Genomic DNA, 17,766 nt, shown 5'->3' with positions numbered 1-17,766 from the left:
GCGCCGCTGCCTGAACGGTTGTGGCTTATTCTACAGCCAGCGCCATATCGAGAAGCGCTTGCCCGTCCGGTACTTCGGTCACAAACTGCTTGTAAGAGGTTTCCTGCGCAATGGCGCGCCAGGCGTCGAAATCTTCCTGCGACATCTGGGCAATTTCTACGCCTGCATCCTCAAATACCTTTACAGAGGCTGCGTCCTGTTTCTTGGCTTCTTCCAGATAATAGGCTTCGGCCTTGGCGGATGCGTCGAGCAGGGCCTTTTGCTGGGCTTCATTCAGATCGTCAAACGTGGATTTGTTCATCAGCAGCGGCTGATACATGAACCAAAGCGCCACATCACCCGCAGGGGTGTAGCATTTCGCCTGTTCGTAAATCCGGTAGGACACAAAAGAAGACGAAGACGTATTGGCCGCGTTCAGAACGCCGGTTTGCATGGCGTTGTAAATCTCGGATGATGCCATAGACGCGATGGACGCCCCTGCACCCGCCAGCATCTGTTCAAAGGCCTTGCCCGCTGCGCGGGTTTGCAACCCTTCTACGTCAGCCGGTTTGGTGATGCATTTGTCCTTGCCGACAAAACCGCCCGCCAGATAGCCATGCACCAGAACCATTACATCGTCGCCGGCCATTTTCTCTTCAAGCGCCTCCATAAACGGAGAATTGGAAAGGCGGGCGGCATGATCGTGGTTTTTCACCAGGCCGGGCATCAGCGTCAGGTTGAAGGCCGGTTGTTGGCCCCCTGCATAGCTGAGCGGAAGCACCGTCATATCAAGCTGGCCACGGCTGAGCGGGCGATACTGCTCGCGCGGTTTGAACAGGGATTTGGACCCGAAAATCTTGATGTCCAGATCCACATCGGCGGCGGCAACTTCGTTGGCAACAATCTCGGCCACCTTGTGGCGCACGTCCTTGTTGGACCATTGATGGGACAGTCGCAGTTCTTTGGCCTGTGCTGCACCGCCCAGACAAAGGGCTGCCAGCGCCGCGGCGGTCGTTAAAAAATTCGCTTTCATGATATTCCTCCCGTTAAATATGCGCAAATCCGGTGGTCGCCGGAAATCCTGTGCAAACGGTTACCCGTTGCTGCGGGTATTAGTCACAGTATTGCATTCAGGGTCAAGATTTTTGTATACAAGAAATGTAAGCTGGCACTCAATCTGAAGGATGGCGCTGAATTGGACACCGAATTGACCCGCGCGGAAAAGATCGCAGAGACGCTGGAGCAGCTTGTTTTCAGCGGGGATTACAAAGACGGGGACCGTTTGGATGAAATCAGGCTGGCCGAGAGCTTTGCCGTTTCGCGCACCCCGATCAGAGAGGCTTTGCAACGGTTGGTTCTGTCCGGATTCGCGGAACAAATCCCCCGTCGGGGGGTTTTCGTGCGTTTGCCCGGTCCTGTGGACCTGATGGAAATGTTTGAAACAATGGCGGAAATTGAGGCGGCCTGCGGGCGGCTTGCGGCGTCCCGGATCAGCGACGAGGGGCTGGCGCTGCTGGATGAAACCAACGGACGGTGTCTGCAGGCGATCGACCGGCAGGATCTGGAAACCTATTACGCCGAGAACGAGATTTTCCATCAGACGATCTATCGCGGGGCGGCGAACAGTTTTCTGGAGAAAGAGGCGCGGCGGTTGCAGAACCGTCTGAAACCCTATCGCCGGACCCAATTGCGGTTTCGCGGACGGATGCCCCAATCTATGGCGGAGCACGAGCTGATCGTCGCGGCGCTACAAAACGGTGACGGAGAAGCCGCTGCCCGTGCCTTGCGGGATCATGTGGCGGTGCAGGGGGAGAAGTTCCAACAACTCATCGCCAGTCTGAACGCCTGATACCGCCGGCTTTTGACCTGCGGCACTTCTGTCGGTTGCAGTTTCTGTATTTCTGATTATTTTAGTCAGAGATAAAACGTGAGCGACGTGACCTTGCTATGATTCCACTGAAAACCCCTGTTCAACAGCCGGCGATTGATCTGCGGCAGCCCCTGCGCAGCCCTGCACAAACGCGCCGGTTAAACCGCTTGCGGCTGTCGGCCATGCGCTGCCGTGCGAGCGCCCGTGTCGATGTCTCCGCAGCTTGCAACCTGTTGTGCGTGGATGAAGCCCAAAGCTCGCTTCGTTTTGAAGAGGCGCTGCTGCGCAGTCTGCATCAGGGGTTGGGGCGCAAGCCGAGGTTCTACGGTGTTGGCGAAACAGAGGAGAGCTTTGACGAGCAGTGGTTGTTGCAGGTGTTGGACGCGGCAGAGCAGGGGGATATGGCGTCGGTCGAGTTTCTGGTCCGCAGTCGCATCGCCAAAACGATGCAGCGCTCTATCCGGTTCCTGATCCGCGGGGCGGTTGGCCGGTTCGGGGGGCGATTCACGCTTTAGTGTCGCGCTTTTCGATTTAGAATGATTCTAAACTCTTGCAGTCCATCCGGATTTGTGCTTTACCTTTTCCCTAGGGAAGCCAGCCTGATGCCAGCCACCCGTCTGCTCCCCCGGTATGCCCCGCTTGTGCGCGCTTGATGAAGGATAATTCAATGACACAGACTGCTACAGACCTCACCCCCTCCGCCAGAGAAGCCATCGCAGATGCGCTGAACCAGAGCGTTGCGGAAACTGCTGTGACGACAATGCTGGCACAGAATTTCCACTGGAACGTAACCGGCATGGCCTTTGGCCCGTTGCACGACTTGTTCCAGACAATCTACGAAGACCATTTCGTGGGGCAGGACGATCTTGCCGAACGGATCAGGGCGCTGAACGTCCACGCCGAAGGCACTTTGGCCGGGATGATCAAACGTTCCAAAGTGTCCGAACATGAAGGCAAGGCCACCGACAAGGAAATGATCGCGGCGCTGCTGGAAGCACAGGAAACGCTGGCGGCTACTTTGGCCGGATGTGGCGCACTCGCTGCCGAGGCAGGAGATACGCTGACAGAAGATCTGTGTATTGCGCGGGGTCAGACCCACGAGAAATTTGCCTGGATGCTGCGCTCACACCTCGATTGAGGTCAGCGCGTCCAGTGGATTGGGCGCGCCCTTTTTGCGGCACTTTGCGCGATAGGCTTCGGGCCAGTGCCCGAATTTGCCAAGCTGCGCCTGTTGAAACACCAGCATGTCTATAAAGGCGTGCTGGTGTTTTTCTTTTTTCAACGATTTGAACATGGATTTCTGCTCTTTGGTCATCGAACAGCCAATGCAATGACCGCCGCGTTTGAACTTGCAGACGTCAATGCAGGGGGAAGGGGTCTTGGGCATAATTGTCACTCTGGCTGGGGCTGGAGCGCAGGATTGTGCGCTGCGATCTGGCTTACTTGGTGAGGATGAGTTTTCCCTGACGGGTCAGACGCAGGATGTAGGTCTGATCGTCCAGTTGGATACGGGCCGTTGCGTTGCCCGCCAGCATCTTGCGGGCGTCATAGACCGGCTGGCCGTCGTCCGGCAGGCTGCTGGAGGCCGGTTCGTTCGCGGGGGAAGGCGTGGTCATGAAAATACGTCCGGATTGGTTTTGTTTGGTCACATTAAACCTATTACTTACTAAAAGGCTCAACTTTGTCAATTCCGACTTAATTACTCAGCTTATTTAGGCGGCAGAGTGATAATCCGGCAAGATTATCAGCGGGCCGCCCTCTGTTTTCTCTACAGAAATTGGCGTGGCATAGACGTCAGAGAGCATTCGGGCGGTAAAGACCTCTGCCACCGTGCCAGAACCCACAACAGCACCATCGCGCATCAGACAGATCGAATCGGCAAAGGCCGCGGCGAGGTTGAGATCGTGTAACACCACCAGAACACCGGACCCGCCGCGTGCCAATACGCGGGCGATTTTCATCACTTCGATCTGGTGTTGAATATCAAGGCTTGCGGTTGGTTCATCCAGAAACAGATAGCCCGGACCAAACAGACTGCGGTTCGCGGTCAGTTGCGCCAGCACACGGGCAAGATGGGCGCGGTGCCTTTGCCCGCCGGACAGTTTCGGTACGGGGGTGTCGATAAAACGGGTTAGTCCCAGTTGCGCGGTGACTTCTGTGACCAAAGACTCGGTTTCTGCGGGGGCATATTCGATCGGGACCGACAGGCGGACCACTTCGGCCACGCTGAAAGCTGCTGATAGGGTCGGGGACTGTTCCAGCACAGCGCGACGGCGGGACAGGTCAGCCGCATCCATCCGGTGCAAATCGGTGTCGTTGTAGCGGATGTCACCGCGGGCTGTGGGCACATCTCCGACCAGTGCCGAGAGCAGCGTTGATTTCCCCGCCCCGTTCGGCCCGCAGAGCGCGACCAGCTTGCCGAAGGGCACATCCACATCCACACAGCGCAGGATTGTTTTTCGCCCGAAGGCCACGTCGATATTGCGTCCTGTGATCATAATTTGCCCGTCCGCAGCAGAAGATACAAAAAGAACGGCCCGCCGATCAGCGATGTGGCCAATCCGATGGGCAGTTCCTGTGGCGGTGCCACATTTCGCACCAACAGGTCCGCGCCCAGCAGCAGCACCGCCCCCGTCAGGGCAGATGCAGGCAGCAGCACGCGATGGGCACCGCCCACCAGCATCCGCGCGATATGGGGCGCAACCAGTCCGATGAAACCGATTGGTCCGGCAATCGACACGCCGGCCCCCACCGCCAGCGCACAAATCCCGCAGGCAGCAAACTTGATCCGCATCACATCCAGACCGGAATGGAAGGCAGCTCTTTCGCCAAGCTGGAAAAGGTCCAGCGCACGGGTAAAGCGCAACAGCGCGAGGCTGCTGCCCCCCATGATCACAACGCTGACCAGTACGGCAGGCCAGCCGGATTTTGCAAGGCTGCCCATCGACCAGAATGTAAGGTCGCGCAGTTGCGTGTCGGTGGAGATATAAGTCAGAAACCCGATGCCCGCGCCCGCGATGGAATTGACTGCCACCCCCACAAGGATCAGCCGCCCGACCGACATCTCTCCGTCTTTTCTGGACAGCCCCAGGATCAGCGCCGTGACCAGAAGCGCACCGCAAAAGGCGGCAACAGGCAGAAGATAGGGACGCAAAGTGGCGGGGATTTCCCCGATAACCAAATCGCCAAGCACGATCACCACCACCACCGCAGCCGAGGCTCCGCCGGAGATACCGATCAGCCCCGGATCCGCCAGCGGATTGCGCAAAAGCCCTTGCAGCACCGCGCCGCAAATCGCCAGCGACAGCCCGATCCCCAGACCCAGCACCAAACGGGGGGCGCGGATTTGCGTAACGATAGCCGTGGGCATCGGGTCGGCCTTACCCGAAACCGCCTCCACGATCTGGGACAGGGTCAAAGACACCGGCCCAAGAGCGATTTCGGCCAGCGCAATAATAAAAACCGCGCTGACAAGACCCGCAAAGATGCTTTGCTGTCGGTTAAATGCAGGGAACTTGCGATGGGGCGCGTCAGTGATGGCCACAGCTTAAGTCCCGTTCCCATGCAGATGGGTCATCAGCTCTGCCACGGCCTCAGGGGTGCGCGGCCCGAACCCGAGCAGCTTTAACCCGTCCATCTTGATCAGATTGCCCGCTTTACCCGCCGCAGTCTGTTGCACATCGGGCCGGTTCATCACCGTATCGCTGCCGCCGATGTTCTCTGCGTGGACGCCAGACATCAGAATAAAATCGGGATTGGCCGCGATCAGGGCCTCGGCGTTCATCGGCTTCCATCCTGAAAAGGCAGCAGCGGCGTTTGTGCCGCCTGCCAGTTCGATGATGTCATTGGCCGAGGTTTCCTGCCCGCCCACCACGGGGGCGCCCTCTCGAACTGACAGGATAAACAGGACCTTGGGTCGGTGTGTCAGCCCGTCAACGCGGGCCTTCAACTGCGCCATATCTTCTGTGTATCGGGCGATCAGCGCATCAGCCTGATCCCCCAAGCCGAGCGTTTCCCCGACAAAGCGGATTTTCGTGGCAACCTGTTCGGCCCCCTGCCCGAGCGGGGCAAGCGCCACGGTCAGACCCGCAGATTGCAACGTGTCGATCACATGGTCCGGTCCGGTATCATCCGCGCCGATCAAAAGGTCGGGCGACAGGGAAAGCACACCCTCCGCAGAGAGGGCGCGGACATAGCCGATCTGCGCCTTCGTTTCTGTATCCGCCGGAAAACCGGAGGTGATGTCCACCGCGACGATGCGATCTCCTGCGCCAAGGGCGTAGACGATTTCGGTAATGTCGCCCCCTGCAACAGCGATCCGTTCATAGGTTTGGGACAAAGCCGCCGTTGTGGTTGTCAGGCATAGGACAGCGGCGAGTGTGAAGGATTTCAACATGTTAGGCCCGCCCTAAACCGTCTAGGATGCTGCGCCAGCCGTCCAGTTCCGCGTTGCCTTCGCCCCGCTCCCCGAACATCAGAAAGAAGCTCTGGCCATTCTCGTCAAACGCCTCAAGCGAGGTGACAATCCCGTCTTTTGAAGGCTTGCGCACGATCCATGCTTCTGCCACTTGGTCCTGACGCAAGTGCATGTGGAATTTCTTGTCGAGCACATTGATCCAAGGACCCATTGCCTTGATGTTCTCGATTTCGCCGGTGTGAATCTGGATGCAGCCGGGGTTTCCGATAAACACCATCACCGGCAAACTTGCTTCGGCGGCCCGTTCCAGCGCCCAAGTTACGGCTTCATTGGGCACGCGGTAGGCCATATCCTCGCCCACCAGACGCAGTGCCTGCAACCGGCCGACCTTGTGTTTCTTCAGCATTCCGAAGAACTGGTGCACATCGGTCATGGCGTCCCAGTCTGTGCGCAGGGCGGCCGTGTCCACGTCACTGTCCGGCCCGTCAACGGGTGCTGGATCAGCGGCTTGCGTTTCAATTCTGGCAGGTGTCTCATCAACCCAGCCCGCCACCAGCGCGTCGAATTTTGCGCGATCGGTTTTTTCTGTCGGGTAGATCTTGTGAACGGCCACGCCGGATTTATCGAAGAATTGCAAGGAGATGCGCAGGCCGGAGCTGACTTCTTCCTTGATGACAAAGCCAAAGGCCCAGCGGTTCATGAAAATTCGCAGGTCGATGGTCCGGTTTAACACCAGCCCCATCACCTTGCCGATATTTACATTGTCGAACTCTCCGTAGCGTTCGTGGACGGCGTGTTGATTGCGGGTCAGGCACATAACTTCGCCAAGGCCGACCATGCCCTCCAGCAATTCCGCGAAGCCGCGGGTATCGTCGCGGCGCAGGCGTTTTGCTGCGCCGCCGACCTGTTTGGCCTCAACCAGTTCTGCCTCGCTGATGCCCAGTTCCCGCGCGGCATCGACAGCACGCATCGCACCTTTCTCTTGCATCAGGTTCTGAAAGTTTTGGAAAGTCTCTGTTACAGTTTGGTCCAGCATTGCGGTCTCCGGTTCAGAAGGTTTTGGCGAGGGAAAGTTTGAAGTTCCGCCCTTTGGCGGCTTGCGACAGATAGGTCGCGGGCTGATAGGTCTCATCGGTGATGTTATCGACGCCGAACCGCACTTCGAGCCCCTCAAATGCGCCCTGATCGGGGCGGTAAGTGGCGTAGATGTTGTGCACGTTATAGCCGTCGAAATCGCCTCGGGACTGGCTGCGATCTGCGGCAAAGACACTGTTGATGCCAAGCTTGAGGTCCGGTCGAACCTGATAGCCAAACCCGAGAGTCAGGGTGTTGTTTGCGATCGTGTCCAACTTTGCCCCGTTCGGCCCTTGACCGTCCAGCACCGACAGACCCGCAGAGGCCGAGAAACGCCCCGCAATATAGCGGCCTTCTGCTTCGATCCCTTTGATGATTGCGGAATCGATATTGTCGAAACCGATCACCCCGGCACCGCCGCCGGTGCGGATGATTTTATCCTCAATATCGTTATAAAACGCGGTCAGTTTGAAATCGACAGCATCATCGGCGCGGAACAGGCCCTGCCCGCTGTAAGAGGCGCCGATTTCGTAGTTCATGCCTTTCTCGGCTTTCAGGTCCAGATTGGGCAGCCCGCCGCTAAAGGCGTCAAAGATTTCGTCGTCTGTGGGCAGCCGGTTCACGCGGGACAGAGACCCGAACAGGTTCCAGTTGTCGTTCAACCGGTAGATCGCCGCGATTTGCGGTTCCACAGCGGTTGCGGTTACAGATTGCGATGTGGCGGTAAATGTGGCTTTGGGCGAAATCTTCTGATGGTCGATCCTAAGGCCGGTGTTGACGGTCAGGCGGTCGGTCAGGGACAGTTCGCTTTGGGCGTAGATTTCATAGGTCTTGGTGATCGCCTCTGCATGGGAAGAGGACACCGGATCGGCCGAGCGGTCCTTGCGCGATGCGGCCACCCCGAAGGTCAGGTAGTGATCAAAGCGTTCCGTAGAGAGGTCGGCAAGGTTTTCGACCTTGAGTTTCCACAACTCGTAAGAGCGTTCCCCAAGCAATGTAGCGCCCACAGGTTCAGCCGCGAGACTGCCCTGCTGCACGTCCTTGGCGGAATTGGTGTAGGACAGGGTGGCTGTAAGATCCCAAAAGCGGCTGTCCTCTGGAGCGAAGCCGTATTCCAGCCGTGCCACTTGGGACTCTGTTGTGATGTCCCCGACACCCCAACCTGTGAACCCGGGGAAGCGGCCAACCTGTGGGCCGTCCAACTGGTTAAAGTCCTGATTTTCCCCGTCACTGTAAAGATGCTGGTAGGAGGCACCAAAGCTGTGCGCCCCTTCGGTGTAATTCGCCTTGCCCAGAAAGTTGGTGATCTTGGCGTTGGTGCGGATCAGTGTGTTGCCATCGCCGTCCTCGCTCTGGCCGATGTCGGAATAGGACAGCGCCAGAAGCGCGTCGAACTTGTTGTCCGGCGCAAAGGACATAATCGTGGTTGACTGGAATTTATCCTCGTTGGATTCAAAGGTCAGCTTCTGGCGAACGGAAAATTTGTCATCGCCTTCCAGAAAATCGCTGGCGTCCTTGGTTTCCATCAAGATCACGCCACCCATCGCACCGGAACCGTATAACGTAGAAGACCCCGGACCGCGCAAAACCTCGACCCGTTTCAGCAGTTCGGGTTCCACAAAAAGCGATCCCTGACGGTAACTTTCGTAATAAAGCTCCTCCCCATCGACGAGCGTCAGGATAGAGGATTCCGCCGCGTTCAGACCGGCCCCGACGCCGCGAATGTTAAAGGACTGCCCAAGCGGGCTGCTGGAGCCAACGCCGGATACACCGGGCACCTGCGCCAGAATATCACCGATGGTGGCGGCCTGCGTTTCGTCAAGCCGTTCCTGATTAACCACCGTCACGGATTGCGGCACATCGGAGGCAACTTTGTCCTGACCGGCGTTGATGACGATTGGATCCACCTCGGTGGATTGTTGGGCATGGGCGCCCTGCGCTGTGATCGCGGCGACAACCGCCAGCATAAATCTGTTGGATTTCATAATCCATTCCCTCTCGCGTTGTTGTTTTTCACTTCCTAACGCGAGTCGGGTGGCTACTTTCGGCTGTGTATCAAGAGTCTTAGTATTTTTGTCAACTATAGAAATGCGCTAAGGGTTAAAGAGCATGGGAATGCGGAAACTGTGCTTCGAAACCGCCACACCCTGCACCGCCGGCGGGGTTCGCACCCCGTTGACCGCCCGCAGCGCCGCCTTATCCGCCTTGCCATTGCCAGAGGATTTCACGATCCGGTAGCTGAGCACCTGACCGTTCGCAGCAACCGTAACCTCCAGCACCAGCGCGGCGCGGCGCTTCAGTCCGCGCACGGGCCTTTTACGCCGCTCAATCGCGCGGCGCACCTGCGCACCCCAAACATCCAGCGCCCGCGCTGCGGATTTCGCATTGCCGGATTTGACTTTGGCCTTTCCGCGGGTTCCGGCTGTTTGCGTGCTGCCTGCGCCCGCAGCTTTTTGTTGCTGCTGGGCATCCTGTGCTTTTTGCGCTTTGCGCGCGGTTTTAGGCGCTTGCTCCGGTTGTGCCTTGGCAGCGGTTTTCTTCGGCTTCGGTTTGACTTTTGTTGCCTGCTTTGGAACGGGCCGCGGTTTTGGCCGTACCTTTGGCGGCGGGTCAACTTTGGGCAGCTGGGGTGCGCTGTGCGTGTTGATGGATGGCGTTTCGCGTGCAGGATCATCCGCTTGTGCTGCTTCGGGCGCCTGTAATTGCACGGGTGCAAACTGTGACACTTCAAGCGGGGGTGCAGGGGCGGTTTGCACCGTTTGCACGGGGCTGGACACCGGCGCAGGCTGATCGGCCTGCACATCCGGCGGGCGCGTCCAGTCTGCGACCATAGCTTCGATTTGCGGCGTGACACCGTGCAGCGACAGCATCATCTCCCCCTGCTGGCCACCGCCATCTTCACCCGTTTCCGGCGCGACCCAAAAGCCAGCCGCATGGACCGATATTGCAATGGCCCCGAACACCAGCATTTCCGCATAGACCTTCATTGCGGCACCGCGACGATTTCGACCGAACCGGCACCAAGAGGGGCGAGCCGCCGCAGCACTTTGGCAAGATCGGGCGCGGGTAGCTCTGCATCAATGCGCAGTTTCACCGCTGTCTGCGGGTCCAGCCGTCCGCCAAGACGTGCCCATGCGGTGTCTCCTGCGAAATCCTCAAACCGCACCTGCGCCTGTGTTGAGACGTGAAGGGTCAATTCGGACTCCGGCACGCCAAGCGCACTGGCGGCGGGCAGGGTGGTTTCAAACGGCTCCGGCGGTTTTATTTCGGATGTCATCAGAAAAAAGATCAGCAGCAGAAACACCACGTTGATCATGGGCACAATAGACTCGCCGGTACTGCGTTTCGGGGGGGATGCGAAATCCATCAGGTCACTCCACCAGAACGACAGCGGTGAATCCGGCGGCTTGCAGCGGGCCAAGCACGTCTAGAACCTGCTGCGACGTGGCCGCATTCTGTCCGCGCAGAATGACGGGATCGTTCAGGGTGTCGGTCAGGCTTTGCAGGGCATCGGGCAAATCGGCCAAAGCGATTTCGACCCCGTTCAGGCGAAGACCTTCCCGCGTGATTGTGACCAGCCGTGGCGGACCGGAGTAGCTTTGCGCCCCGTTTCCCGCAGCGGCCAGCGGCAGGCGGACCACCTGATCCAGTCCGAATTGCGAAGCGAGCATAAAGAACACCAGCAGCAAAAACACCACGTCGATCATCGGCGTCAGACTTGGCTTGCGTCTCGGCTGTGGCTGGTCAGCAAAAACCATCACTCTGCTGCCAGTCTTGCGGTGTCTTTGCGCGGATTGGTGACAGGCCCGAAACCCTGCTGGATCACGAAGACCTGCGTAGCAATATCCTCCAGATCGCGGCGCAGGCAGTCCACCACGCTTTCAAACCATGTCAGCGCAAAAGAAGCAGGGATCGCCACCGCCATGCCCGCCGCAGTGGTCAGCAGGGCCTCCCAGATACCACCTGCGAGAATGGCAGGATCGGCGCGACTGCCACTTTCCTGAAGGGCTTGGAATGCGGCAATCATGCCGAGAACCGTACCCAGCAACCCCAGAAGCGGTGCGATGGTGGAAACCAGTTCCAGCAGGCGCAGACCGGAGGCTGCACGGGCCAGCTGGCGCTTGGCAATTCGCGCGGTTTCGTCTTTTGCATCCCCTTCGGGAAGGGCTTGCCGGGTGTTGATAACGTCAGTCAGAAAACGGCCCCGCACCCCGCGCAAACGCCCTGTCAGGGACAGTGCGGCCTTGATATTTCCGTTGCGCAATTCGCCAAGCGCGTCTGTAATGCCCCGCCGGTTCCACGCGCCGGACAATGCCAGACGCCATGTTTTCCACAGCGTCAGTGTCAGACCCAGCACCGACAAGGCGAAGATCGCCCAGATTGACGGTCCCCCGTCCAGAAGGAACTGTGCCGCGGTGGAAAAGGTTTCTGTGTAAGTGGCCTGAAGGGGCGCCAGCATCGCAATCACCAAAGTTTGTGCAAAGGGTCGCTGGCGGGGCGCTGGCTGTCAGGCCCCCGTTTACTATTACCTGACTTAATAAGTCAACAAACCAATCAAGCAGGGATTTAATTCGTCACAGGCGCAGAGAGACCCTGCGCCTGTGGCTTGGGCTTGCAAATCGTCAGTCCGAGAATTTGCGGATCTCGCCTGATTGCAACCGGCTGGCGTAGGAATGCAGTTCGGCCTTAACCAGTTTCATCAGGAAGTAGAGCGCGAAGATATTTACCACAGCCATAGAGAAGATCGCCGCATCCGAGAAGTCGATAACCGGACCCAGCGAGGCCGCCGCCCCGATGACGATAAAGACGCAGAAGATCACTTTGAACACCAGTTCGGATGTCTGGCCTTCGCCAAACAGGTAGGTCCATGCTTTCAGACCGTAATAGGACCATGAAATCATGGTGGAGAAGGCGAACAGGATCACCGCAACCGCCAGAACATAGGGAAACCAGCTAAGCCCCGCTGCAAATGCAGCAGAGGTCAGGGCAACCCCTGAGGTGTCATTGACGGTGGCAATGCCGGTTCCGGCCTCGTTCAGAACATAGTTTCCAGTGGCCGGATCAATGACCATTTGTTGGGAAATGGTGATCACCAGCGCCGTCATTGTACAAATGACAACAGTGTCAATCAGCGGTTCCAGCAGGGACACGAAACCTTCGGTAATAGGCTCTTTCGTGCGCACGGCAGAGTGGGCAATCGCAGCCGACCCGACGCCCGCTTCGTTTGAAAAGGCCGCCCGTTTGAAGCCCTGTATCAACGCGCCGACCATACCTCCGGCAACGCCAAGTCCGGTAAAGGCACCGGCAAAAATCTGGCCGAAGGCCCAGCCGATCTTGTCGTAGTTAATCAGCAGGATGATTAGTGCGGCACCCACGTAGAGCAGCCCCATGAACGGCACGACTTTTTCGGTAACATTGGCGATGGATTTGATCCCGCCAACGATCACGGCAAAGACCACACCGGCAAAGATGATACCGGTGATCCAGCCGGGATATTCCCCGACGATTCCGGTGATCTGCGCATGGGCCTGATTGGCCTGAAACATATTCCCGCCCCCAAGCGCACCAAGAATACAAAAGACCGAAAACAGCACTGCGAGGAACTTGCCTCCGGGTAGGCCCAATTCGCCAAAGCCCTTGGAAATATAGTACATCGGCCCACCGGAAACGGTGCCGTCCGGATATTCGTTCCGGTATTTCACCCCAAGCGTACATTCGGTAAATTTGGATGCCATACCCAATAGACCCGCAAGAATCATCCAGAAGGTTGCCCCCGGACCACCGATGCCAACCGCCACGGCGACACCGGCGATATTACCAAGCCCCACCGTGCCTGATAGCGCGGTTGCTAGTGCCTGAAAATGGCTGACCTCGCCCGCGTCATGGGGATCGGAATAATCGCCCTTCACCAGTTGGATTGCATGTTTGAAAAAGCGGAACTGTACGAACCCGAAGTAGAGCGTAAACACCGTCGCCGCGACCACCAGCCACATCACGATCCACGGAAAGGAGGTGCCGGGGAAGGGGGCGAAAATCAGGCTGACAAAGGGGCCGGTGAAGGCTGCGAAAGTCTGATTGACCTTTTCATCAAGGCTTACGGCTTCTTGGGCGAAAGCGGGATTGGCGCAGACCGCGGCCAGTGCCGCGCCGGACCAGAGTGTTGTTTGATGTCTCATAATACCCCCTTATCCGACCACTGTGACAGGCATGCTGGCGTGCATGACAAGATTACCGGTAGAGCTGCCGAACAGACGCTGTGTAAACCCGCCTTCCGAGCTGCGTCCCACGACGATCTGTTCTGCGCCTGCTTCTACTGCAATCTTGTTCAATGTCTCTGCAACGTCCCCGTGACGCACCACGCCGCTGGCGGTGTAGCCTTCGTCAACCAACTGGGTGACGGCGGGATCGACCACGCGGCTGTGGGCAAGGTTCAATTCCTCCTCGCGGCGCTGGTGGCGCTTGGCGTTTTCCTCTGCCGTTTGAAAAGTAAAAGGGGACCATTCGATGACATAGGCCACAACGATCTCGCAATCTCCGATCAGTTTTGCCAATCGTTTTGCATGGTGCAATGCGCGCTCGCCGGACCCTTCGCCGTCCAGACCAATCAATAATTTTGTCGGCATTTCGTTCTCCTGTTGTCCCGAAGCACATGCCTGAAAAATGAGGCTACCAGAAAAGAATCCGAGGGGTGTTATGGGCACTTCAGGGTGTTGAGTGAGACCCTCATCCCCGAGTTTAGGAGGAGATTTGCCTAAATTACTATTAATTTCTCAAGTAAAATAAAGAAAATGCGCGGCAAAGCGGGCGAGTGCTGCATTTTGCAAAGCCGGTCTTGTGGCGCCTGTGCACGCGAAAGCCACGCTGGTTTGGTGGCTTTCGCATGTTTTCTGGCGGCCGCTACCCGCCGGATTTTGCGATGGTAAAATCAGGACTGAACCGGAAGATCCTCTTTTTTCCAGTTTGCCAAGCCGCCCTCGATCACGGTGGTGTTATACCCCATCTGGCGCAGGCAATCCGCCGCCAGTGTGGCCCGCGCACCCGACGCGCAGAGCAGGTGAACCTTGCGGTCCGACCCGCGATAATTAAGCAGGCGGTCATTGCCCTTACCCGTATCGGGATCGGCGTTGGCCTCTAGCAGTCCGCGTGGAATATGTACGGCCCCGTCGATCCGCCCGTCATTTTGCAGCTCGTCCGGCTCGCGCACGTCGAGTATCAGGTCGCCGCTATCCTTGCTTGCGCTCAGGGCGGTTCCGGGGCTGACAGTTGTCACGTGGCTCTTGGCATCCGCGACAAGATCTTTCATTGATTTAGCCATAACGTGTCTCCTTTAGAATTTGTTTACAGGTAGTTTGAGATAATGATGCCCATCGGATTCGGCCTGTGGCAACTGTCCGGCCCGCAGGTTCAGTTGCAGCGCGGCCAGCATCCGGTCGGGCAGGTCTAGTGTCTTGTCTTTCTCATCGCGAAGGCTGATGTAGCCTTCTTTTGTTTGTCCATCCTTCAGATGGATATTCTCGGTTTTATGGGTTGCGACTGTGGCCTCCCATTCCGGCGTATCACGGGTGTCTGATCCGTAATCGTGACCGATAAACAGTCGTGTCTCTTCCGGCAGGTCCAGAATTGCCTGAAGCGTATTCCACAGCTCCTCGGTGCTGCCGCCGGGAAAATCCGCGCGGGCTGTTCCGCTGTCGGGCTGCATGAAGGTGTCATGGACAAAGGCCGCATCACCGCAGACATAGGTGATCGACCCCATCGTGTGCCCTGTCGAAAGCATCACGCGCAGATCCAGATTGCCGACCTTGAACGTATCCTTATCTGCGAAGAGATCGTCGAAATCACGCTCCACGTCAAATGCGTCCGGCAGGTGATACAGGTCGCGCCACAGATCCGCGATGTCCTTTACTTTTTCCCCGATACCGTTGCGCGCGCCGGTACGTTTTTTCAACAGGGCCGAGGCCATAACATGATCCGCATGGGGATGGGTGTCGAGAATGCGATCAACGGTCAGCCCCTTTTCCTTCACGAAATCAAGCAGATGGTCCATCGCATCGGTCGATAACTCAAAGCTCTTGGGATCGAAGTCCTGAACCACGTCAATCAATGCGGCTTTCTTGGTCTCGGGATCGGCGCATATATACTGGATAGAGCCTGTGTCCGGCTCGTAAATTCCCCAAACATCCGGACTTCCTGAACCTGTCGACTTGGAATGTCGGGTAATGCGTTTGTCAAAATCGGAATTCTCTGCCATTTCAAAATCCTCTCCTGCGTTGCGGTTTTCCCGGTCTTCGGTGGCCTAACGTGCGGGATGGGATATGGTTCAATCCGGACTGGTCGCGCCGTGCCGCGATTTAAGACTGCATCTCCATTCCAGCCAGTGCCGCCTGTGCCAGAACAAGCCCGAGTCGCCGTTGATCCGCGCCGTCAGAGCGGGAGTTCAACAAAACCGGCGCAGCAGCGCCCAGAACGATGCTGGCGGTGCGTGCGCCGCCGTGCAGTTTCCACGCTTTTACCGTGGCATTGCCGGATTCAATATTCGGAAACAGGATCAGATCCGCTTTGCCCGCTACCTCTGATCCGTCCAGTCCCTTGCGCTGCGCAGCGGCCTGCGACACGGCTACGTCATAGCCAAAGGGTCCATCCACCTGCATGCCACCAAACGCGCCGCGACGGGATGCGGCCGCCAGTTGCGCAGCATCAGTGGTGGCCGGTTGACGCTCTGACACTTTTTCCGAAGCAGCAATCGCAGCCACCCGCGGACAGGTGTTTCCAAGCCCTGCGAACAGGCCATTGGCATTTTCCAGAATTGCCCGTTTCTGCTCCAGCGTGGGGGCAGGAATGATGCCGTTGTCCGTCGCACCGATCAGCCGGTCGAGCGAGGGCATCTCGGCCAGCGTCAGATTCGACAGAACCGGCGCACGCCGCAGTCCGCAGGATTTATCCACCACAGCCCGCAGATAGGCAGCACTGTTCAGGGTGCCTTTCACCAGCACATCCCCCGCTCTCTCGCGAATGGCAGCCACCGCTTTGACGGCGCAAACTTCGGGGTCCGGCGCATCCACAATCTGCGCAAACGGGTCCAAAGCAGACGGCAAAAGCCGCCGGATTTCCGCAGCTGAACCGATCAGTGTTGCCGAACGGATCTGGCCGCGTGCCGCCGCGGTTTCCAGAGCCTGCAAAACCAGATCATCATCCGCCCCTGCAACAACAACCCGCAAAGGCGGTCGTCGGGACATTTCGGACTCTAGTGCGTCAAAGCTGCGGATCATACTGCGATCCCTTCTCTTACGGGTTCCACCGGCCAATTCATCGGAGTTTCCACACCGGCCAACACCCGTGCTGCCCCCTGCGCGAGCGCCTCGCTTTCATGGCTGCCTGCGTAAACGCGGATCGGGGCAAGGGAGCCGCAGCTTGCTTGCAGTGTCTTAACAATCCGCTCGGAATGGGCCATGCCGCCGGTCAGCAATATTCCGTCCGGCGCAAAATCCACCACAGCGGCCATAGCGCCGATTGCCTTGGTGATCTGGTAGATCATCGCATCCAGCACAAGGGCCGCTTGACTGTCGCCCTTCGCGATCCGCGCCTCAACCTGCCGTATGTCCTTGGTGCCAAGATAGGCAAACACACCGCCGTTGCCGTAGAGTTTTCGCTTCAGTTCGGCTTCGGTATATTTCCCCGAATAACACAGGTCTATTAAAGGCATCACCGGCAACCCGCCGGCCCGTTCCGGTGAAAACGGCGCGTTCTCCATCCGGTTCGTGCTCTCTACAATGCGCCCTTTTTTAAGGGCTGCAATTGAAATGCCCGCGCCCATATGGGCCACCACCGCGTTAAGGTGGTCAAACGGCTTCCCGATTTCAGCCGCAAACCTGCGACCGCAGGCGCGAATGTTCAGCGCATGCACAAAGGAGAACCGTGGAATTTCGGGAAATCCGGACAGACGGGCCACCTGCGGCAGTTCATCGACCGAAACCGGATCAACGATAAAGGCGTCAACGCCGTGCCGGTCTGCAATAGATTTGGCCAAAGGCGCCCCGAGGTTGGACGCATGATTATATCGTGGACTGTGCAGTGCGAAATTAACCAGATCTTCATTCACTGCAATTACACCTGCGGGAACCGGGCTAAGCATGCCGCCCCGTCCTGCGACCGCTGCCAGTCGCGTGTCAGCGGGTTGTGCTGCCAGAAACTTGGCAATTTCTGCTGCGCGAAAATCCCGCTGGTCGGAAATTGTCGCAAACCCTGCCATGCGGGTCTCGTCGTGCTCGATCGTTGTATCCTGCACGGGGGTGACTTCTGCGCCATTGGGACGAAACAGGCCAAGCCGCGTGGTTGTGGTGCCCGGATTGATGGTGAGGATCAGACCATTGTTTGACATGAAACATTCCATTCAAAAAAGGCAAAGGGCGCCCCCGTTTCAGGGGCGCGC

21 protein-coding genes are annotated in these 17,766 nt (G+C 57.9%); 3 read left to right on the top strand and 18 right to left on the bottom strand.

The window, feature by feature from the left end; all coding sequences use genetic code 11:
• Nucleotides 1–25: 25 nt before the first annotated feature.
• On the bottom strand, nt 26–1,012 hold the full coding sequence (gene dctP, locus BFV97_RS00170; protein WP_069298305.1) for a TRAP transporter substrate-binding protein DctP: 987 nt from the start codon (nt 1,010–1,012) through the stop codon (nt 26–28).
• A 162-nt stretch (nt 1,013–1,174) separates the two neighbouring features.
• Here dctP and BFV97_RS00165 point away from each other — a divergent pair, with 162 nt between their 5' ends.
• The 3 genes from BFV97_RS00165 to BFV97_RS00155 all read left to right on the top strand — a co-directional run bounded on the left by BFV97_RS00165 (nt 1,175) and on the right by BFV97_RS00155 (nt 2,987).
• Nucleotides 1,175–1,828 carry a GntR family transcriptional regulator gene (locus tag BFV97_RS00165; RefSeq protein WP_069298304.1) on the top strand — a complete coding sequence of 218 codons (654 nt, stop codon included), beginning with the start codon at nt 1,175–1,177 and terminating at the stop codon, nt 1,826–1,828.
• A gap of 98 nt (nt 1,829–1,926) precedes the next feature.
• Nucleotides 1,927–2,364, top strand: coding sequence for a hypothetical protein (locus BFV97_RS00160; RefSeq protein ID WP_069298303.1), 438 nt, complete (start codon nt 1,927–1,929; stop codon nt 2,362–2,364).
• 152 nt (nt 2,365–2,516) lie between these two features.
• Nucleotides 2,517–2,987 (top strand): Dps family protein, encoded by a 471-nt coding sequence (locus BFV97_RS00155; RefSeq protein ID WP_069298302.1) that lies wholly within the window; start codon nt 2,517–2,519, stop codon nt 2,985–2,987.
• On the opposite strand, the gene BFV97_RS00150 is transcribed toward BFV97_RS00155, so the two are convergent.
• From BFV97_RS00150 to buk, 17 genes are all read right to left on the bottom strand, one after another.
• The gene (locus BFV97_RS00150; protein WP_069298301.1) at nt 2,973–3,236 is read right to left on the bottom strand and encodes a DUF1289 domain-containing protein; all 264 of its coding nucleotides are present in this window, start codon (nt 3,234–3,236) and stop codon (nt 2,973–2,975) included. The genes BFV97_RS00155 and BFV97_RS00150 overlap by 15 nt on opposite strands.
• A 52-nt stretch (nt 3,237–3,288) precedes the next feature.
• Nucleotides 3,289–3,465 carry a hemin uptake protein HemP gene (hemP, locus tag BFV97_RS18345; protein ID WP_083225431.1) on the bottom strand — a complete coding sequence of 59 codons (177 nt, stop codon included), beginning with the start codon at nt 3,463–3,465 and terminating at the stop codon, nt 3,289–3,291.
• Between the two features lie 96 nt (nt 3,466–3,561).
• Nucleotides 3,562–4,347: an ATP-binding cassette domain-containing protein gene (locus BFV97_RS00145; RefSeq protein WP_069298300.1), complete on the bottom strand. Its 786-nt coding sequence runs from the start codon at nt 4,345–4,347 to the stop codon at nt 3,562–3,564.
• Nucleotides 4,344–5,393, bottom strand: coding sequence for a FecCD family ABC transporter permease (locus BFV97_RS00140; protein ID WP_216635934.1), 1,050 nt, complete (start codon nt 5,391–5,393; stop codon nt 4,344–4,346). The genes BFV97_RS00145 and BFV97_RS00140 overlap by 4 nt, the downstream gene beginning before the upstream one ends.
• 3 nt (nt 5,394–5,396) lie before the next feature.
• A complete protein-coding gene (locus BFV97_RS00135) occupies nt 5,397–6,245 on the bottom strand; it encodes a heme/hemin ABC transporter substrate-binding protein (RefSeq protein ID WP_069298299.1) in 849 nt (282 codons plus the stop codon).
• Between the two features lies 1 nt (nt 6,246).
• Nucleotides 6,247–7,302, bottom strand: a complete 1,056-nt coding sequence (locus tag BFV97_RS00130; protein ID WP_069298298.1) for a hemin-degrading factor — start codon at nt 7,300–7,302, stop codon at nt 6,247–6,249.
• Between the two features lie 13 nt (nt 7,303–7,315).
• Complete coding sequence (locus BFV97_RS00125) at nt 7,316–9,325, bottom strand: TonB-dependent receptor domain-containing protein (protein ID WP_069298297.1); 2,010 nt, start codon at nt 9,323–9,325, stop codon at nt 7,316–7,318.
• A 108-nt stretch (nt 9,326–9,433) separates the two neighbouring features.
• Nucleotides 9,434–10,327 carry a TonB family protein gene (locus BFV97_RS00120; protein ID WP_069298296.1) on the bottom strand — a complete coding sequence of 298 codons (894 nt, stop codon included), beginning with the start codon at nt 10,325–10,327 and terminating at the stop codon, nt 9,434–9,436.
• Nucleotides 10,324–10,707, bottom strand: a complete 384-nt coding sequence (locus tag BFV97_RS00115) for an ExbD/TolR family protein (protein ID WP_069298295.1) — start codon at nt 10,705–10,707, stop codon at nt 10,324–10,326. The genes BFV97_RS00120 and BFV97_RS00115 overlap by 4 nt, the downstream gene beginning before the upstream one ends.
• A 4-nt stretch (nt 10,708–10,711) precedes the next feature.
• Entirely contained in the window at nt 10,712–11,098 is a 387-nt protein-coding gene (locus tag BFV97_RS00110; RefSeq protein WP_069298294.1) for an ExbD/TolR family protein, read from the bottom strand.
• Nucleotides 11,098–11,799: a MotA/TolQ/ExbB proton channel family protein gene (locus tag BFV97_RS00105; protein ID WP_083225483.1), complete on the bottom strand. Its 702-nt coding sequence runs from the start codon at nt 11,797–11,799 to the stop codon at nt 11,098–11,100. Before BFV97_RS00105 ends, BFV97_RS00110 begins: the two co-directional genes overlap by 1 nt.
• Nucleotides 11,800–11,962: 163 nt before the next feature.
• A complete protein-coding gene (locus BFV97_RS00100) occupies nt 11,963–13,516 on the bottom strand; it encodes an alanine/glycine:cation symporter family protein (protein WP_069298292.1) in 1,554 nt (517 codons plus the stop codon).
• Between the two features lie 9 nt (nt 13,517–13,525).
• A complete protein-coding gene (locus BFV97_RS00095; protein ID WP_069298291.1) occupies nt 13,526–13,963 on the bottom strand; it encodes a universal stress protein in 438 nt (145 codons plus the stop codon).
• Between the two features lie 302 nt (nt 13,964–14,265).
• A complete protein-coding gene (locus tag BFV97_RS00090; RefSeq protein WP_069298290.1) occupies nt 14,266–14,655 on the bottom strand; it encodes a rhodanese-like domain-containing protein in 390 nt (129 codons plus the stop codon).
• A gap of 12 nt (nt 14,656–14,667) precedes the next feature.
• A complete protein-coding gene (locus BFV97_RS00085) occupies nt 14,668–15,588 on the bottom strand; it encodes an MBL fold metallo-hydrolase (protein ID WP_069298289.1) in 921 nt (306 codons plus the stop codon).
• Between the two features lie 100 nt (nt 15,589–15,688).
• Complete coding sequence (locus tag BFV97_RS00080) at nt 15,689–16,606, bottom strand: phosphate acyltransferase (RefSeq protein WP_069298288.1); 918 nt, start codon at nt 16,604–16,606, stop codon at nt 15,689–15,691.
• Nucleotides 16,603–17,715 carry a butyrate kinase gene (gene buk, locus BFV97_RS00075; RefSeq protein WP_069298287.1) on the bottom strand — a complete coding sequence of 371 codons (1,113 nt, stop codon included), beginning with the start codon at nt 17,713–17,715 and terminating at the stop codon, nt 16,603–16,605. Before buk ends, BFV97_RS00080 begins: the two co-directional genes overlap by 4 nt.
• Between the last annotated feature and the right edge of the window lie 51 nt (nt 17,716–17,766).

It is taken from the genome of Neptunicoccus sediminis (genome assembly GCF_001719615.1).
In the GTDB taxonomy this organism is placed as follows: Bacteria; Pseudomonadota; Alphaproteobacteria; order Rhodobacterales; family Rhodobacteraceae; genus Amylibacter; species Amylibacter sediminis.
Note: the sequence above shows the minus strand (reverse complement) of the source record. Positions and strands in the feature narration are given on the sequence as shown.

Coding starts and splice junctions, on each gene's coding strand:
- dctP (WP_069298305.1), bottom strand. CDS start 1,012: ATGAAAGCGAATTTTTTAACGACCGCCGCGGCGCTGGCAGCCCTTTGT.
- BFV97_RS00160 (WP_069298303.1), top strand. CDS start 1,927: ATGATTCCACTGAAAACCCCTGTTCAACAGCCGGCGATTGATCTGCGG.
- BFV97_RS00155 (WP_069298302.1), top strand. CDS start 2,517: ATGACACAGACTGCTACAGACCTCACCCCCTCCGCCAGAGAAGCCATC.
- BFV97_RS00150 (WP_069298301.1), bottom strand. CDS start 3,236: ATGCCCAAGACCCCTTCCCCCTGCATTGACGTCTGCAAGTTCAAACGC.
- hemP (WP_083225431.1), bottom strand. CDS start 3,465: ATGACCACGCCTTCCCCCGCGAACGAACCGGCCTCCAGCAGCCTGCCG.
- BFV97_RS00145 (WP_069298300.1), bottom strand. CDS start 4,347: ATGATCACAGGACGCAATATCGACGTGGCCTTCGGGCGAAAAACAATC.
- BFV97_RS00135 (WP_069298299.1), bottom strand. CDS start 6,245: ATGTTGAAATCCTTCACACTCGCCGCTGTCCTATGCCTGACAACCACA.
- BFV97_RS00130 (WP_069298298.1), bottom strand. CDS start 7,302: ATGCTGGACCAAACTGTAACAGAGACTTTCCAAAACTTTCAGAACCTG.
- BFV97_RS00125 (WP_069298297.1), bottom strand. CDS start 9,325: ATGAAATCCAACAGATTTATGCTGGCGGTTGTCGCCGCGATCACAGCG.
- BFV97_RS00120 (WP_069298296.1), bottom strand. CDS start 10,327: ATGAAGGTCTATGCGGAAATGCTGGTGTTCGGGGCCATTGCAATATCG.
- BFV97_RS00115 (WP_069298295.1), bottom strand. CDS start 10,707: ATGGATTTCGCATCCCCCCCGAAACGCAGTACCGGCGAGTCTATTGTG.
- BFV97_RS00110 (WP_069298294.1), bottom strand. CDS start 11,098: ATGGTTTTTGCTGACCAGCCACAGCCGAGACGCAAGCCAAGTCTGACG.
- BFV97_RS00105 (WP_083225483.1), bottom strand. CDS start 11,799: ATGCTGGCGCCCCTTCAGGCCACTTACACAGAAACCTTTTCCACCGCG.
- BFV97_RS00100 (WP_069298292.1), bottom strand. CDS start 13,516: ATGAGACATCAAACAACACTCTGGTCCGGCGCGGCACTGGCCGCGGTC.
- BFV97_RS00095 (WP_069298291.1), bottom strand. CDS start 13,963: ATGCCGACAAAATTATTGATTGGTCTGGACGGCGAAGGGTCCGGCGAG.
- BFV97_RS00090 (WP_069298290.1), bottom strand. CDS start 14,655: ATGGCTAAATCAATGAAAGATCTTGTCGCGGATGCCAAGAGCCACGTG.
- BFV97_RS00085 (WP_069298289.1), bottom strand. CDS start 15,588: ATGGCAGAGAATTCCGATTTTGACAAACGCATTACCCGACATTCCAAG.
- BFV97_RS00080 (WP_069298288.1), bottom strand. CDS start 16,606: ATGATCCGCAGCTTTGACGCACTAGAGTCCGAAATGTCCCGACGACCG.
- buk (WP_069298287.1), bottom strand. CDS start 17,715: ATGTCAAACAATGGTCTGATCCTCACCATCAATCCGGGCACCACAACC.